This window comes from Granulicatella sp. (assembly GCF_057274575.1).
On sequence record NZ_DBHISP010000004.1, the window covers coordinates 17747 to 34408 of the forward strand.

Annotated in this window: 14 protein-coding genes and 1 pseudogene; 1 reads left to right on the forward strand and 14 read right to left on the reverse strand. The window is 39.7% G+C overall.

What is annotated here, in order from left to right; genetic code table 11:
* Positions 1 to 47: 47 nt before the first annotated feature.
* The 11 genes from hslO to pth form a co-directional block, all read right to left on the reverse strand.
* The gene (gene hslO, locus ACO5V7_RS03100; protein ID WP_485485004.1) at positions 48 to 941 is read right to left on the reverse strand and encodes an Hsp33 family molecular chaperone HslO; all 894 of its coding nucleotides are present in this window, start codon (positions 939 to 941) and stop codon (positions 48 to 50) included.
* A 63-nt stretch (positions 942 to 1004) separates the two neighbouring features.
* The gene (ftsH, locus tag ACO5V7_RS03105; RefSeq protein ID WP_485485005.1) at positions 1005 to 3110 is read right to left on the reverse strand and encodes an ATP-dependent zinc metalloprotease FtsH; all 2106 of its coding nucleotides are present in this window, start codon (positions 3108 to 3110) and stop codon (positions 1005 to 1007) included.
* A 101-nt stretch (positions 3111 to 3211) separates the two neighbouring features.
* On the reverse strand, positions 3212 to 3754 hold the full coding sequence (hpt, locus tag ACO5V7_RS03110; protein WP_485485006.1) for a hypoxanthine phosphoribosyltransferase: 543 nt from the start codon (positions 3752 to 3754) through the stop codon (positions 3212 to 3214).
* Complete coding sequence (tilS, locus tag ACO5V7_RS03115) at positions 3741 to 5114, reverse strand: tRNA lysidine(34) synthetase TilS (protein WP_485485007.1); 1374 nt, start codon at positions 5112 to 5114, stop codon at positions 3741 to 3743. Before tilS ends, hpt begins: the two co-directional genes overlap by 14 nt.
* A 63-nt stretch (positions 5115 to 5177) precedes the next feature.
* Entirely contained in the window at positions 5178 to 5672 is a 495-nt protein-coding gene (locus ACO5V7_RS03120; RefSeq protein WP_485485008.1) for a S1 domain-containing RNA-binding protein, read from the reverse strand.
* Positions 5673 to 5740: 68 nt separating this feature from the next.
* A complete protein-coding gene (locus ACO5V7_RS03125; protein ID WP_485485009.1) occupies positions 5741 to 6184 on the reverse strand; it encodes an FtsB family cell division protein in 444 nt (147 codons plus the stop codon).
* A 198-nt stretch (positions 6185 to 6382) separates the two neighbouring features.
* Positions 6383 to 7090, reverse strand: a complete 708-nt coding sequence (locus ACO5V7_RS03130) for an MgtC/SapB family protein (RefSeq protein ID WP_005606127.1) — start codon at positions 7088 to 7090, stop codon at positions 6383 to 6385.
* A gap of 139 nt (positions 7091 to 7229) precedes the next feature.
* Entirely contained in the window at positions 7230 to 7505 is a 276-nt protein-coding gene (locus ACO5V7_RS03135) for an RNA-binding S4 domain-containing protein (protein ID WP_039848940.1), read from the reverse strand.
* Entirely contained in the window at positions 7492 to 9111 is a 1620-nt protein-coding gene (locus ACO5V7_RS03140) for a putative polysaccharide biosynthesis protein (RefSeq protein ID WP_485485010.1), read from the reverse strand. The genes ACO5V7_RS03135 and ACO5V7_RS03140 overlap by 14 nt, the downstream gene beginning before the upstream one ends.
* Positions 9092 to 12634 carry a transcription-repair coupling factor gene (gene mfd, locus ACO5V7_RS03145; RefSeq protein WP_485485011.1) on the reverse strand — a complete coding sequence of 1181 codons (3543 nt, stop codon included), beginning with the start codon at positions 12632 to 12634 and terminating at the stop codon, positions 9092 to 9094. The genes ACO5V7_RS03140 and mfd overlap by 20 nt, the downstream gene beginning before the upstream one ends.
* A 68-nt stretch (positions 12635 to 12702) precedes the next feature.
* Complete coding sequence (gene pth / locus ACO5V7_RS03150; RefSeq protein WP_049554845.1) at positions 12703 to 13263, reverse strand: aminoacyl-tRNA hydrolase; 561 nt, start codon at positions 13261 to 13263, stop codon at positions 12703 to 12705.
* 201 nt (positions 13264 to 13464) lie between these two features.
* On the opposite strand from pth, the gene ACO5V7_RS03155 reads away from it, so the two are divergent.
* Entirely contained in the window at positions 13465 to 14439 is a 975-nt protein-coding gene (locus ACO5V7_RS03155) for an L-lactate dehydrogenase (protein ID WP_485485012.1), read from the forward strand.
* A gap of 42 nt (positions 14440 to 14481) precedes the next feature.
* On the opposite strand, the pseudogene ACO5V7_RS03160 reads toward ACO5V7_RS03155, so the two are convergent.
* From ACO5V7_RS03160 to whiA, 3 genes and pseudogenes are all read right to left on the reverse strand, one after another.
* Positions 14482 to 15170: pseudogene (locus tag ACO5V7_RS03160) on the reverse strand (DUF554 domain-containing protein).
* A gap of 54 nt (positions 15171 to 15224) precedes the next feature.
* Positions 15225 to 15602, reverse strand: coding sequence for a single-stranded DNA-binding protein (locus ACO5V7_RS03165; RefSeq protein ID WP_049554848.1), 378 nt, complete (start codon positions 15600 to 15602; stop codon positions 15225 to 15227).
* Between the two features lie 48 nt (positions 15603 to 15650).
* Entirely contained in the window at positions 15651 to 16598 is a 948-nt protein-coding gene (whiA, locus tag ACO5V7_RS03170; protein ID WP_485485013.1) for a DNA-binding protein WhiA, read from the reverse strand.
* Positions 16599 to 16662: the final 64 nt, after the last annotated feature.

The following is a 16662-nucleotide window of genomic DNA, read 5'->3' on the forward strand; positions in this document are numbered from 1 at the left end:
AACCAAAAAAGCTCTAAACACCCAAGCAGTGTTTAAAGCTTTAATCCTTATTTCTCGCGTTGAGATTTAATCTCATCAATTAAGCTTTGTAGTTCAGCTTCTTCGAAATGATATTTTTCGCCACAGAAATGACACACCACTTCTGCACCGTGATCTTCGTCAATGAGATGTTGTAAGTCATCTACTCCAATCGACATCAATCCTGCACTGAAACGTTCACGCGTACAGCCGCAATGGAACTTCACAGGCATCTCTTCTAATTCACGAATGTTTTCCGAACCTAATAATCGATTTAAAATATCGCGCGGTTGTTCTTGTTGGTCAATCAATTTTGAGACCATTGGAATTTCGTTAATACGACGTTCAATTTCTGAAATCGTCGCTTCGCTAGCTCCTGGCAATAATTGAATCATAAAGCCACCTGCTGCACGAACCGTTTCATCTGGATTGACAAGAACGGATACCCCAACAGCTCCATTAATTTGTTCTGAAACTGCTAAGTAATACGTAAAGTCCATTCCGAGTTCCCCGTCCACAATGGGCACTTGACCAGAAAACGGTTCTCTCATGTTTAAGTCTTTGATAACGGTAATGGTTCCATTTGTTCCAACAACCCCACGGACATCTAATTTTCCTTTGTCGTTTAACTCAAGGCTGACATGAGGATTCGTGATATAACCACGCATTTCCCCGCGGCCATTCGCATCGGCCATGATTTTTCCACCAGGGCCATCCCCATTCACTTGAACCGTGATGCGTTCGTCGCCTTTTAAACTGCTTGCTAATAATTGCGTTCCGATGATCGTACGTCCAAGCGCTGCTGTTGCAGAACTCCAAGTGTCGTGTCTGCGTTGGGCCTCTGCAATTGCATCTGTTGCTACCATAGCAACGGCTTTAACCTCATCATTGAATGCTAATACTTTTAATAATGAATCTGCCATTTGTTTCTCCTTTTTTAAAAGAAAAGAGCTGTGACAACAGCCTCAGCTCTCTTTTTCTTTCTATTATTCTTCTTTGTTTTCATCCTCAAGTTCGCTTGGAGCTGGCGTAACATCTGCTACTTCCACTTCCTCGTCCTCTTTTGGATCTTCTTTACCTTCTGCTTGTTCTGCATCACGTTTTGCTAAGGCTTTTTTTGTTTCTTCAAAACTTGCCGCTTCTGATTCGCTTGGATATTCATCTTCCACGATTGTAGCTGGCATTTCACCTGTTTCAAAAAGTGATTTGATTGTACGTTCATCTAATGTTTCTAATTCTAGAAGTTTTTGAGCAATTAATTCTAATTGGTCTTTATGTTCTTCAAGAATTTGAAGAGCTTTTTCATGCGCTTCTTTCATGATACGACGTACTGCATTGTCAATTTCAAACGCCACTTGATCTGAGTAACCTTTTGTTTGACCATAGTCACGTCCGATAAATACTTGATGATTTCCTTCGTATTGAACCGTTCCTAATTCGTCCACCATTCCGTACTCTGTAATCATGCTACGAACGATAGCTGTTGCTTGTTCAAAGTCGTTACTTGCTCCAGTAGTCTTCACGCCAAAGATAAATTCTTCAGCAGCACGACCACCGAGCAGTCCAACTACTTGTTCGAACAGTTCTTCTTTTGTCATTAAGAAACGATCTTCTTTTGGAAGCATGATGGCATATCCGCCAGCACGTCCACGAGGGACAATCGTTACTTTATGAACCACACGTGCATCGCTTAAGACCATACCAACAATTGTATGCCCTGCTTCGTGGTAAGCCACCATTTCACGTTCTTTCTTGCTGATGGCACGGTCTTTTTTGGCAGGACCTGCAATCACACGGTCATGTGCTTCATCCACGTCTAATGCGTCGATAGCTGTTTTATCACGACGAGCGGCTACTAAAGCTGCTTCGTTTAATAAGTTTTCAAGTTCAGCACCAGAGAATCCTGGAGTTTGTTGCGCAATCACTTTTAAGTCCACGTCTTTTGCAAGTTTCTTATTGCGTGCGTGTACTTTTAGAATCGCTTCACGGCCTTTCACATCTGGACGACCTACTAAGATTTGACGGTCAAAACGTCCTGGACGAAGTAAGGCTGGGTCTAATACATCTGAACGGTTCGTTGCGGCAATCACGATAATTCCCTCTGTTCCTTCAAATCCGTCCATTTCAACGAGCAATTGGTTTAATGTTTGTTCACGTTCGTCGTGTCCGCCACCCATTCCGGCACCACGTTGACGACCAACGGCATCGATTTCATCAATAAAGATAATTGCTGGAGCATTTTTCTTCGCGTTTTCGAATAAGTCACGAACACGGCTTGCCCCAACCCCTACGAACATTTCTACGAATTCAGAACCTGAAATCGAGAAGAAAGGTACATTTGCTTCACCGGCAACGGCTTTTGCAAGAAGGGTTTTCCCTGTTCCTGGAGGGCCCTCAAGAAGTACTCCGGCAGGAATGCGAGCACCAAGCGCTGTAAATTTACGTGGGTCTTTTAAGAATTCTACCACTTCTACAAGCTCTTGTTTTTCTTCTTCAGCACCGGCTACATCAGAGAAGCGCACTTTTACGTTTTGTTTCTTCTGATTGGTTGCACGGCTCTTACCGAAGTTCATTGGATTGTTACGTCCACCTTGACCACCTTGGCTCATAAACATGCTATAAAGCAAGAAGCCCAAGATTCCCAGCGGAATAACCACTTGGATCAGTGCTGCAATCCATACTCCTGTAGAACTTTCTGGTAAAGATTCCACTTTTGTGTTTTTTGATTGAGCAGCTTCATTAATTTCTTTTATAGTAGAGTCATTTGGCAATACTGTTGTTTTAAATTGTGTACTCTTTGTAGAACGATTATCAAAAATTGATAATCCTTTTTGATTTTTAGCTTCCTCTGTAGTTTGTTCCTTAGGATCTGTATATTCCCCAGTAATCGTATAAACAGAGTTTGAATATTGCATTTTTAATTCTTTAATTTCGCCTTTTTTCAAACTTTGCATAAATTCTGTATAAGAAATATCTGCTACAGAGCCTTTCGAATTGCCGTTGAACATTCCTACAAAAATGACAATCGCACCGAAAATAAGCATATATAGTAAACTTGATCTAAAAATTGATCGGTTATTATTTGTATTCATTGGACCTCCTCATCTTCTTAAAAAAGAAGAACGATAGTATTCTTAACTACCGCTCCATCATAACATATTTGACTTTTATTGACGAATAGTTTAACTCATTCTTAATTTTCGTAGAATTCTGGTTTCAATACGCCGATACAAGGGAGATTACGATAAAATTGTTTGAAGTCCAATCCATAACCTACAACAAATTTATTTGGAACTTCAATTCCAACATAATCTGCTTCGATGGCTTCTTCACGACGTTCCGGTTTATCTAATAAAGTGACCACTTTTACACTTGCTGCTTGACGGTGTTTTAAAAGTTCAACTATATGAGATAAAGTACGACCAGTATCGATAATGTCTTCTACGATAATTACGTGGCGATCTTTAACGCTTTGTCCTAAGTCTTTCAAAATACGGACTTCTCCACTTGATTCAAATTCATTTCCATAACTAGATACATCCATGAAATCAATTTCTAAGTTACAGTCCATCGCACGAACTAAATCTGCCATAAAGAAAATAGCACCCTTAAGAATACAAATGACTAACGGATCTTTCCCACGGTAATCATCCGCTAAAGTAGCACCTAATTTCTTGATTGTTTCTTGTAATTGTTCTTCTGATACTAAAATTTCTGCCATATCATTTTTTAACATGTGTGCACCTCGTTTTGTTTTCGTAAGATAGAATCATTTTACCAGTTTCCTCCTCAAAGGACAACGGATGAGCATAGCGATAACCTAAAATTGCACGAATTTTTTTTGTAGCATCCTCGACGACCCAAATTTGTTTTCGTTCTTCAAGCGGAATCTTTGAATTGATAAACCATCTGGAAATTTTTTGATGTTTGGTTCCTTCCGAATTCAGTGTAATTTTATCTCCAGCTTTTGCATGACGAATGGTTAGTGGAAAATCCTCTTTATTCACTGGAAAAGCAAATGCTGAAGACGTCTTTCCTGTTGTAAGCAAAATTTGTTCATCTTCATTTGGACGAATTAATGTATCCTCTGGCTTGAAGAGTACGTATTCAATATTTGGAACGACTCTAGGTCTTCCTTTTTCAAATGAACATTCTTCATAACGTTTCTTAAACTTCCATCCATTTGACAAATCTAGAGTGAGCTGAGCTTTATTCGAACCTATCTTTTCCAAAATTTGTTCCATCTGGACAACTGAAATCGTTGTATCCATTTGGATGAGAACTTGTTGCAAGAGTAATCGTTGCATTTCTACAGGTTCCTTTAGGAATGCTTCGCGGTGGAATAAAACTCTTTTCTTTCCTTTTTGGAATAACAGCTCCTGTTTTTCCTCTAAAATTGGCATTAAGCAGGCCACGGCATCCGCAATCATCTGTGCACTCTTTTGGAAGTGACTTCCGGCATTTGGATTTTCCTCCTTTAGGAAAGGAACCACATGATGACGATATCTATTTCTTGTATAATTGTCCGATTCGTTCGATTCGTCCTCTAAATAAGGAACTTGATGTGTTTCGGCTTCTTGGTATAACTCTTTTTTATCCAGTGATAGGAAGGGGCGTAAAATCGTCATCCCTTTCACCTGACGAATTTCCTTCATCCCAGACAATCCTTCCAATGTACTTCCTCTAGACCACTTCATTAAAATGGTTTCGAGTTGATCATCTTGGTGATGTGCTAATACTAAATAATGGGCTTGATGATTCTTTAAAACTTCCTCAAAAAATTCATAACGAAAATTTCTTAAGATACTTTCTGAAGCTTTTTCTTCCTTCGTTTCCTTCCAATTTTTTATTTCAAATGGAATTTGACGCGATTTACAAAAACGACGGACTAATTGTTCTTCATCCATCGATTGTGCTCGAAGTCCATAGTTCACATGCGCAACCACAATATGGTTTTTCGCATCGTCTTCGAACAAGAGAGCCATCGCATTCAACAAGACCATCGAATCGACTCCGCCCGATACAGCGAGAACATATTTTTGATGAGTATACTCAGGTACTCTTTTTCTAAAGAAGCTGGCAAATTGATGTTGCATAGGTCTCTCCTTTCTGTCAAAAAAATCTCCTCTAGCATGTACTAGAAGAGATTAGGATAGTCATTATGAACGGCGACCGCCACGGCCTCCACGTTTCCCTTCAGTGTTACGTTTCAATGAAGTTAAACGATCTTCAGAGTCTTTCAAGAAGGAACTCATTAATGAATCAAAATCAGTTGCCTTTGATTGCGAAGGAGATTTCTTTTCATATGGAGAAGCTGATTTCCCAGCAAAGCGATTTTTCTTGAAATCTTGTGAATCTTGATTACGTGGTGTGAAAGTTTTTTTGTTTTTAGATTTGTCTTCAGAATCTTCCTTTGGTTTATCAACGGCACGACGAATCGATAAACTAATTTTACCATCGTCAGCAATTGTCATGACTTTCACTTTAACTTCGTCTCCAACTTTCAAAACTTCTTTGATATCTTGGATAAACGAATCTGAAACCTCACTGATGTGAACAAGACCTGTCTTACGATCTCCTAAATCGACAAAAACTCCAAAATTTGTAATTCCAGTAACTTTACCTGGGATTACGTTTCCTACTTCGATTGACATATAAAAAGCGTTCCTCCTTCATTTTTATCCTTTTTATACACGCTCACGTACAAAAAGGGTTCATTGCCTTATCGGTTTTGTGTGGTTACTTTAACAACAGTTTCCCCTTGTTCTACTTCTTCTTTGACTTGTTGCGCTTTGTTTTCAGCAGTATCGTTAGGCGTACTAAAAATAATTTCACCATTCTTGCTTAAATAGTATTCACTACGCGCTAACTTTGCAATGTACTCATCGCTTTGAAGAAGTTCAACTTGCTGTGTTAAAGATTCTTTTTGTTTTTCAGCGAATTCTTTTTCAGCTTTTGCCTTTTCGATCTTTTGATCTAATTGATTCGCCTGTTGTAATTGATTCCCAATACCGACAATCATCACTCCGGATATGGCAATTAATGCAATCACAATCAGTTTGGTTACTAGTGAATGACTTTTCCAAACTGGCGAAGAAGTTTTTGGTTTTCTTTTTCGGTTGATAGAAACGATATTCGAATTTGTGGATTGATTTTGTTGCTTCACCTTAATTGTCTCCTTTTTAACTTATACACAATGAGTATAACAAGAATGAGCCTTATCGTCTATGATTACACTAAGAATTTTTTTATTTTTTTATGATTATCCCTGTTTTTTAAGGATGGACTTTCCTTCTAAAATTTCTTAAAAACGATTTCTTTAAAAATAAATACCGCAGAGAAGCTCTCTGCGGCATCAAAAATTTTAGTTTACATCCTCAGTACGAAGTTTCACGCGTTTAATCACAACTTGATTTTCCGTTTCACGAATGTAATTTTTCAAGTTTTCAATGACAATCTCTTCATCATTCTGAATACGAATTACTAGTTCATACTTCTCATCGTCTAATTCTCTAGCTTCAACTTGTATGGATTGGTAATCTCCAAAATGACAATAATTATAAATAGATTGTACAATTGTTGGGTTTGGAATTTCACAATAAATATTTACCTGACGGCTTTTCCCTTGTAATAAAGGCTCATACGCAAGTTTTTGCACGATGACGATAACGGCTGAGCATAATGCCCCAAAGAACCAGAATCCCCCACCAATTGCAAGTCCAATCCCTGAAGTTGCCCAAATTCCAGAGGCTGTAGTCAAACCACTCACACGTTTATCACGCATGAAGATGATTCCCCCTCCGATAAAGCTGATTCCGCTGACCACTTGTGCAGCCACACGAGCTGTATCGTAGTTTGGAGTATCCAAAAAAGCTTCTTTTGAAATAATCATCATCAAACAAGACGTCAACGCCACAATCATGTGCGTTTTCACACCCGCTTGTTTATTTCTGGAGGTACGCTCATAACCAATCGCTAATCCGCATGCGCACGATATAAAAATAGCCAAAAAATGACGTAATTCCATCCATCCATTGAATGGTTGCAATATATTTATTGCATGTAAATCCATGGTTTCTCCTCCTTTAATCCTTTTTAAAAAGCATTATTTATCATACCCCTTTCTGCAATGGAAGTCAATAGAAAACGCATACATTTTTAGATAAAAAACTAGGCTCCATCAAATGAGAGAACCTAGTTTTAGATTTATTTTATAAATTTGTGTTTTCTTCTTTAATGAACTTTTCTTCTAAAATCGTAAACATTTCTTTAGCGTCTTCTTTTCTTGTTGAATCCATCAACGCTTCCACTTGTACTAAGACATGTTTGTTCCCAAATTGAATCGCGATTTTGTCGCCAACTTTTACGTCCGTTGAGGATTTCGCCACTTTATCATTAATAAACACACGTCCCTTGTCAGCTACTTCTTTCGCCACTGTACGACGTTTAATTAATCGGGATACTTTTAAAAACTTATCGAGTCTCATCGTTTTCCTCTTTTCTACTAAATTTTCTAAGTAAGGTCTTTCCTTTAGGGATTAGAACCCATTCGCGTTTTGTAAATAAATTCCATTTCATCGTTCCTGCCAAGAAGAGAACTACCCCGACGAAGGCATAAAACAATGAAAATACAAAAGCCATCGTTCTAGAATCTTCAAGCCCAGCAAAGTGCCACGTACCGTAAGATAATATCGAAACGATAACGGTCATTCCCATAGCAATTCCAGCAAGAAGTTGTATGAAATATCCTTCATGCAACACACTTATAAAAATGTCTTTTGCAAAAGCCATCATCACGCCCATCATGACACATAATCCGAGCGCCGTTGCAAGGCTGGCACCAAGTGTTCCAAACATCGCTACGAATAAATAATTCGTACCAGCTTTCACTACGAGTCCTGCTACGAGTGCCAGAAGCGTCTTTGGATATTGATGCTGGCTTTGGAAAATGCCGTGCAACGACATAATGACTGACGCAAAGAAAATACTTGTAACATAGATAAGCAGTACTGACTGCCCCTTCGCATCTCCAAAGAGTGCGGTATTTAACCACGGTAAGATGGCAATCATCCCCATCGTAGCAACAAGTGAGAATGTCATCGTCATTCGAAGAAGAGACGCGGATAATCTCTTAAACTCTAAATCGTGGCCTTTCTTGAAGGCACGCGATAACATCGGCATATAGCTCGACGAAAATCCTACTCCAACTACCATTCCTAATTGAACAAGCGGTTGTCCACGGTCGTAAATTCCTTTAAGGTCTTTCGCCACTTCAGGAAGCATTCCTTGGTCTGTTAACACATTGTACACAGAGAATGAATCCACCAATTGAAACAAGACTAAAATAGAACTAAGGAGACAGATGGTCCCCCCTTCAAAGGCAAAGCGTTTAAAGAGATGCCCAAAAGTTGGAACTTCCATTTCTACTGGTGAAATCGTCAAGCCGTCAAGTGGTTCTTTCGTTTCCTGATATGCATAATAAAGCATCACAAGTATTGCAAACACTGCCGCAATCGTCGCACTCGACATCGCCCATGTCCCCATCGTGTAATAGTCTGAAATGGTGCTACCAAACAGACTCGCCACAAAGAGAATCACCGCGACACGAACGACCTGCTCCACCACTTGTGAGATGGCAGTTGGCATCATCCGAAAACTTCCTTGGAAATACCCTCTTGTGATGACCAAAAATGGCATCAATAGAAACATCCAGGAAACGCTTTGGACGACCGGCAAGAGTTCACCGTCACCCATCCAGTAGGCAATCATTCCAGCCCCCAAATGGAGGAAGGCAAAAATCCCCACTCCAATGAGGCTAGAAATCACGAATAGCTGCTTCAATAATTTCTTTAAATGTGTCGACTCCAAGTATTCCGCAACCACATTTGAAACGAATACCGGGAATCCTGTTAATGCAAAGGTCATGCCGATTCCATAAATAGGATACACCTGCTGGTATACATAAAACCCAGTGTTTCCAACCATGTTTTGGAAAGGAACTCGGTATACTGCGCTTAAAATTTTTGCAATAAATGCAGCAATCGAAAGCGCAATCGCCCCTTGCATCATCCCTTTACTGTTGATTTTCTTCATGTTTTTCCTCATCGCGGGCTAGAATTTCCCCGCATGTTTTTACAAACAGTTTAACTTGCTCAAGCCATAAGTCAACAGGCTTTTGCGTGATATTTAATAAAATCTGAAGACTTTCGCCCTTGTTGGCCACTTGTGCTGGTAATTTCACTGGACCAAGCGCCTCAAAGACAGGCACTCCTTGCAAGCGAGTGGCAGTAGGAGGCGCAATCGTGATTGTCACCGAATTGTCTTTGCGTTTAATCGAAACAGCGTTAATTTCATTCGCGTAATGTTTAATCAATCCGACTTCCGCTAATGCGCTAACTTCATCTGGGAAGTCGCCGAAACGGTCGATAAAGTCATCAAGCAACTCTTCATAAGCTTCCACGCTATCAATCGAACGAATGCGTTTATACATCTCGATTTTTTGGCGTTCATCTTGAATATAACTTGCAGGAATATACGCATCAATCTGCAAGTCGATTTCGACGGTTTCTTCGTCCGACTTCACTTCTTTTCCTTGTTTCTTCAGCACGGCTTCACTTAATAATTGAGAATATAAATCAAATCCGACCGAATCGATAAATCCATGTTGTTGTTTTCCAAGCAAATTCCCTGCCCCACGAATCGATAAGTCACGCATGGCAATCTTGAATCCAGATCCGAGTTCTGTAAAGTCGCGCATCGCTTGAAGACGCTTCTCGCTGACTTCGGTTAAGACTTTATCTGGTTGATACATGAGATATGCATAGGCGATACGATTCGTACGGCCAACACGTCCCCGCAATTGATACAATTGCGAAAGCCCCATATAGTCGGCATTTTCAATAAAGAGCGTGTTTACGTTTGGAATATCGACTCCAGTTTCAATAATTGTTGTCGTCACTAATACATCATACTCCCCCTCAATAAATTGGAAGAGAATATTTTCCAGCGTCGTCTCACTCATTTGGCCGTGAATCACCCCGACACGACAACCTGGAACCAAAACTCTCAGTTCATCGGCCTTCTTCTCAATCGACTCCACACGATTATATAAATAGAAGACTTGTCCGCCACGAGCCATCTCGCGTTCGATTCCGTCTCGAATCGTCATTGGGTTTTGTTCCATGACAAAAGTTTGAACCGGATAACGGTTTGCTGGTGGCGTTTCGATGACGGATAAATCACGCACCCCAAGCATCGACATATGGAGTGTGCGTGGTATAGGCGTTGCTGTAAGCGTCAATACGTCCACTTGCGATTTTAATTGTTTCAAGCGCTCCTTATGCTTCACACCAAAACGTTGTTCTTCATCGACAATGAGGAGTCCTAAATCTAAAAATTGCACGTCTTTTGAAAGAAGACGATGTGTCCCAATCACGATATCCACTGATCCTTTTCGAAGCTTTTCAATGGTTTCTTCTTGTTCTTTCTTACTTCGGAATCGACTCAGTAAACCAATCTTAAACGGATAGTCAGAAAATCGTTGAACAAAATTTTCGTAATGTTGCTCGGCGAGAATCGTTGTCGGAACAAGAACAGCTGCTTGCTTCCCGTCCATTACGGCTTTAAAGACCGCACGCATGGCTACTTCTGTCTTCCCGTATCCAACGTCGCCTACAAGCAGACGATCCATTGGTTTGTCCTTTTGCATGTCTTCCTTAATTTCCGCCACACTTCGCAGTTGGTCTTGAGTCTCCGTGTAAGGAAAGGCTTGCTCGAATTCTTGTTGTTCCACAGTATCACGGCTAAACGCATATCCTTTTTCGGCGTCACGTTTAGCGTATAATTCAATGAGCTCATCGGCGATATCTTCAATCTTCGCAGCCACTTTTCGCTTTGTCTTCGCCCATTCCGTACCACCTAATTTATTGAGTTTTGGTACTTTGGCATCGGATGATACGTATTTTTGAACGAACTTAATTTGAGAAACTGGAACAAATAAATTTCCGCCGTCTTGGTAATGAATCGACATGTAGTCTTGGTGAATTCCGCCAATTTCGAGCGTCTCCATCCCTTGATACACACCGACCCCGTGATTCACGTGAACCACATAGTCTCCAACTGCTAATTCAGTATAGCTCTTCAAACGTTCCGCATTCGAGATCTTTTGATTTCTCGGTGCGCGTTTCGTCAATTTATTAAACAATTCGCGTTCCGTTAAAATAGCAAATTTGTCTTCTGGCAGTTCAAATCCATTGTGCATCTTGCCGATCATGATTTGAAGTTGCCCTTCTAGTACAGTCCCGTTTGAAATCACACTCTTGATATCAAAATCGGCAAAGGTTTGTTCTACTTTTTGTGCACGTTTGGCATCATCGACTAAAACGATGACTGTTGCGCCTTGTTTCTTCCAGCGGTCCGCTTCGACTTTCACCATCGGCATTTGCGAGAAGAACTGTGTCATCGTTCGAGTCGTAATCGGATGAATCGCATCGAGAGATAGTCGTCCGAGTCCTTTTTGGAAAATAGCTAAATACGTTCTCTTAAGAGGACTCTCCTTTAACACTTTTCGTCCATCTTGAACGAGCGACAATCCAGACGCAATCGCACCTGTTTCGATATGGTGCGTCTTCCAATAGCCAGCCTCCTCTTCTAACGATTTACTCTTTTCGATAAAACGAGCGTAGTCATCAATAATGAGGTACGCATCTTTAGAAACATAATCTAATAAACTGGTTTTCTCTGGATAAATACACTCTAAGAAGTACGTTAAATTCGATGGAATTTCCCCGTTTTCTAATTGTGCATCAATAGCTTGTTGAATACTCGACACTTGGTCTCTTCGCTCTTGACTTTGGGAAGACTTCACGTCCTTTTCATAGAGCGCATGAATTTTCGTTTGCGCCTTCCAAACGGCTTCCTTTTGCAGAGGTAAGTCTGTGGCGGGTAAGATGCGCACTTCTTGAATCACATCCATCGAACGTTGTGTTTCCGCATTAAATGCGCGAATCGAATCCACTTCTGTATCAAAGAAATCCAGACGTAGTGGGTATTCTTGGTCGAGGGGATAAATATCGACGATACTACCACGAAGCGCAAATTCACCAGGAGTCGCCACCATATTTTCACGGCGATATCCTAATTCCACTAACTGCTCCACAAAGGCATCCATCGATTCGATTTCAGACCCCATCGCAAGTTCAATCGAACTCTTCTTCCATACTTTTGCTGGCACTAAGAGCTTTTGAATCCCAGATAGCGGCACGATGATGATGCCTTTTTGTCCACGGCTTAGAAAATCAAGCGTGCGAATGCGTTGGCTCACCACATCTGGTGACACCACTGAAAAATCTGCGGCAAGTGACTCCTCTACTGGAAAGAGATGAACAATATCCTCATCATACCACTCTGACAGTTCTTCATAAGTCTGCGTTGCTTGTAAGAGTGTTGGCGTCACAATCACTAATTGCTTATCTAATTTCTCAAATGCGCACGACTCGGCCAAGTGTTTTACAGAACCACTGAATCCTAGAACCAATTGACTCTCGTGCAGATTAAGAGTATCAAACCACTCTTTAAATCCTTTCAGTTTACTGATTGTTTGGTGCAATAATTGCATAATTTTCTCCTTTTTCTAACGACAAAAAGAGACCGCGAAAAACTTCGCAGCATCTCTTCTTTTATTTTTTAATTAAATTGATTCATGGTTTTAACAAAATCATCCGTATCAATCCACGAACGAATCGCATCGACACTCTTTTGCACCGCAAAAATAATGTCCTCTTCTTCCTCTTTTTCAAAACGGTTGAGCACATGTCCTACAACAGTACGTCCCTCTTTAGGACGGCCAACCCCAACCTTAATTCTGTTAAACTCACTTGTCCCAAGGCACGAAATAATACTCTTCATCCCATTATGGCCACCAGCGCTACCTTTTTGACGAAGACGAATCTTTCCAACCGGCAAATCCATATCATCATAAACAACCAGCAAGTCTTCGATTCCAATTTTAAAATAATTCATCAATGGTCGAATAGCTTCCCCCGATAAATTCATAAACGTCAAGGGCTTCATGAAGATGACTTTTTCTCCGCCCATTTGCACCTGCGCAAACACTGCATCGAAAAGTGCTTTATCAAAATCAAATTTTTCTTGATAGGCCACTTCGTCCATTGTCATGAATCCGACATTATGTCTGGTCCCTTTATACTTTGCTCCAGGATTCCCTAGACCAACGACTAATTTCATACTTTCACCTATTCTTTTTTTCTTCTATTTTGCTATTATACCATACCCCCACAACTTCCCGTTATTAATTCACTTTTTCACGAAATTGTGTTTTTTATGTATTATTTGTCATAATAAAGGACATATAAAAATCAATTTTCAGAAAACCGTGCTATACTTATTTATGGATACTCCATTACTAATTTTTTAGGAGGTATGAACATGGAAAAATCTCAAAAACATGGTAATAAAGTAATTTTAGTCGGTGACGGTGCCGTTGGTTCTAGTTACGCTTATGCTCTTGTATTACAAGGGATTGCGGAAGAACTTGGAATCATTGATATCAATTTCGAAAAAACAGAAGGCGATGCGTTAGACTTATCACATGCCTTAGCTTTCAATGCCCCTAAAAGAATTTACGCAGCGACATACGAAGACTGCCACGATGCAGATATTGTATGTATTACTGCTGGAGCAGCTCAAAAACCAGGTGAAACTCGCTTGGACTTAGTCTCTAAAAACTTAAAAATTTTGAAAAACATTGTAGATTCTATTATGGCTAGTGGATTCAATGGAATCTTCTTAATGGCTTCAAACCCTGTGGATATCTTAACTTATGCAACTTGGAAATTCTCTGGACTTCCAAAAGAACGCGTTATCGGTTCTGGTACTTCTTTAGATAGTGCTCGTTTCCGTCAAACAATCGCTGAATTAGTAGGCGTTGACGCTCGTAATGTTCACGGATATATCATGGGTGAACACGGAGATACTGAATTCCCAGTTTGGTCACATACAAACGTCGGCGGTTTACAAATCTATGAATGGGTTCGTCAAAATCCACATGTAGATGAAGAAAAATTAGTCGAAGTATTCTTCCAAGTGCGTGATGCAGCTTACGAAATTATTGCTAAAAAAGGTGCGACTTACTACGGTATCGGTGCTACTCTAGCACGTATTACAAAAGCCATCTTAAATAATGAACAAGCGATTTTCCCATTATCGGTATATCTTGAAGGTCAATATGGACAAGATGATATTTATATCGGAGCTCCAGCCGTTATCGGTCGTGAAGGGATTCGTCAAATCATCGAAATCCCTCTAGCAGACTCTGAACAAGAGAAAATGGACTTATCTGCAAGAACATTGAAATCCATCTTAAATGATGCTTTTGAAAAATTAGAATCAGAAAATAACTAAAAAAAGAAAACTGAGTCGATAAATCGACTCAGTTTTTTTTCATTAAAACATCGTTAAAATGGGTACGATTATAATAGGCATGAAAATAGCGGGCAAGAAATTAAGGACTTTTATCTTTGTAATCCCTAAAAGATTCATCGCTAACCCAACTAACAGTAAGGACCCCACCGCTGACGTAGAAACTGTGACTGTCTCACTCAAATAAGGGGATACGAATTGCGATAATCCTACTAGAATTAATTCATATGCAATCATAGCTACAGATGATAGGCCAACGCCAATCCCTTCAGTTGTAGCAAGAAATATCGAAGTAATACCATCTAAAATGGATTTAGTTTGAAGTAAACTCGGTTCCCCAGTCAATCCTAGTTGAATCGACCCCATTGTAGCTAAGGCTCCTACACAGAAAATCATCACCGCAGCGACAAATCCTTCTCCTAAATTGACATTTGTCTCTTTTCCTTTTGAAGTCTTCTCTTGAAGCCAGTCCGCAAATTACGAACACGTTCCTCCATTTGAATCCCTTCTCCAACAAGCGCTCCAAAAACGAGAGATAAAATCATAATCATACTACTAGGAATTTGAATGGCTCCTTTAATTCCTACTAAAAATACACAAAGAGCTAAACCTTGCATAATATGTTGGGAAAAACGATCTGCGATAATATTTCTGAGAAATACTCCCACAATCGCCCCTACTGCAATAGCTACTCCATTTATTAAAATAATCACTGAAAAACTCCTTCATTCTAAATCTATTACGCGAAGGAATTCTTCTCCTTAACGCTATTCCACAAAAAGACTTTGTGGATCTTCAAACGGAGATTCTATCTCCTCTGTTTCGTGCTTTCTTTCTAAAAAATATACTTGTTCAATAACGACTTCGGTAACGTAAACTTCTTGATGGTTCTTGTTCGTATAGCGACGCGTATTCAGTCTTCCTTCTACTCCAATCCGGTCTCCTTTTTTGACAAACTTGCCGATCCGTTCTGCAATTTTGCCCCAAGCGACCACTTGAATGAAGTGTGAATGATAAGAATCATCATTGTTTCGATATACATTTTGCACCGCAATTGTATTATTAAACACACTTTTTCCTGAAGGTTGAAGCTGTTGTACTTCCACCTCTTTGACAACACGACCAATTAAAGATACTAAGTTCATGGAACCTACCTCCTATAGTTTTTCTATAGTAAGCTACGTTCCCTCCTTTTAATTGGATTTTTCTTCTTTTAGGTTTTGAGCAAATTCCGAGATTTTTCGAAGTCTATGATTTACTCCCGATTTTGAGATTGCCCCAGAAGGAAGTATCTCCCCTAATTCTTTCAAACTAATTTCTGGGTTTTCTAATCGGATTTTTGCGATTTCAGATAATTTATCTGGCAATGAATCCAACCCCACCGTATCTTCGATATACTGAATCTCTTCAATTTGACGGGTTGCGGCATTAACCACTTTATTAATATTTGCATTTTCGCAATTCACTAGGCGGTTAGCCGTATTTCTCATATCCCGAATAATGCGAATATCTTCAAAATGAAGCATGGCATTTGATGCGTGAATCACTGCTAAGAAGTCCGCAATTTTTTCAGCTTCTTTTAAATAAGTGATATATCCTTTTCGACGCTCAATCGTTCTAGCATTCAATCCAAAAGCATTCATCATCTGGCAAATATCATCATTGTGTTCTTCATAAATAGAGTAAATTTCTAGATGATAACGGCTCGTCTTTGGATCATTAATAGAGCCTCCTGCTAGAAAAGCCCCTCGCAGATAAGCACGCATTTTTTCTTCATCATCTCTAATATTTTCTGGAACACGCATATTGAATAATCCGCTCGATTTGATATTCAAATCTTCTAAAATTTCTTCCGTTCCATGTTTCAGACGTACAATATAAACATTATTTTTCTTTAGTTTCATTTTACGTCGAACTAAGAGTTCACTCTCAACTTGATAATACTTCTTCAATAAAATATAAATACGTCTGGCAATGGCTGCATTTTCCGTCTGAATATTTAAGATTAATTGGCGGTTCAAAATCCCAACTGCACCATTCATTCGAATCAGCGCTGCTAATTCGTATTTTGAATAATCATATTGCACTTCTAGCTGTGTTAACTCTTGTTTTGTTTCTGCAGCAAAAGATAATAAGGACACTCGTTTGTTCCTCCTTTCTCTTTTTGTCATAGTGAAGGAGCCAAAAGACAAGCCTTGGCTCCTT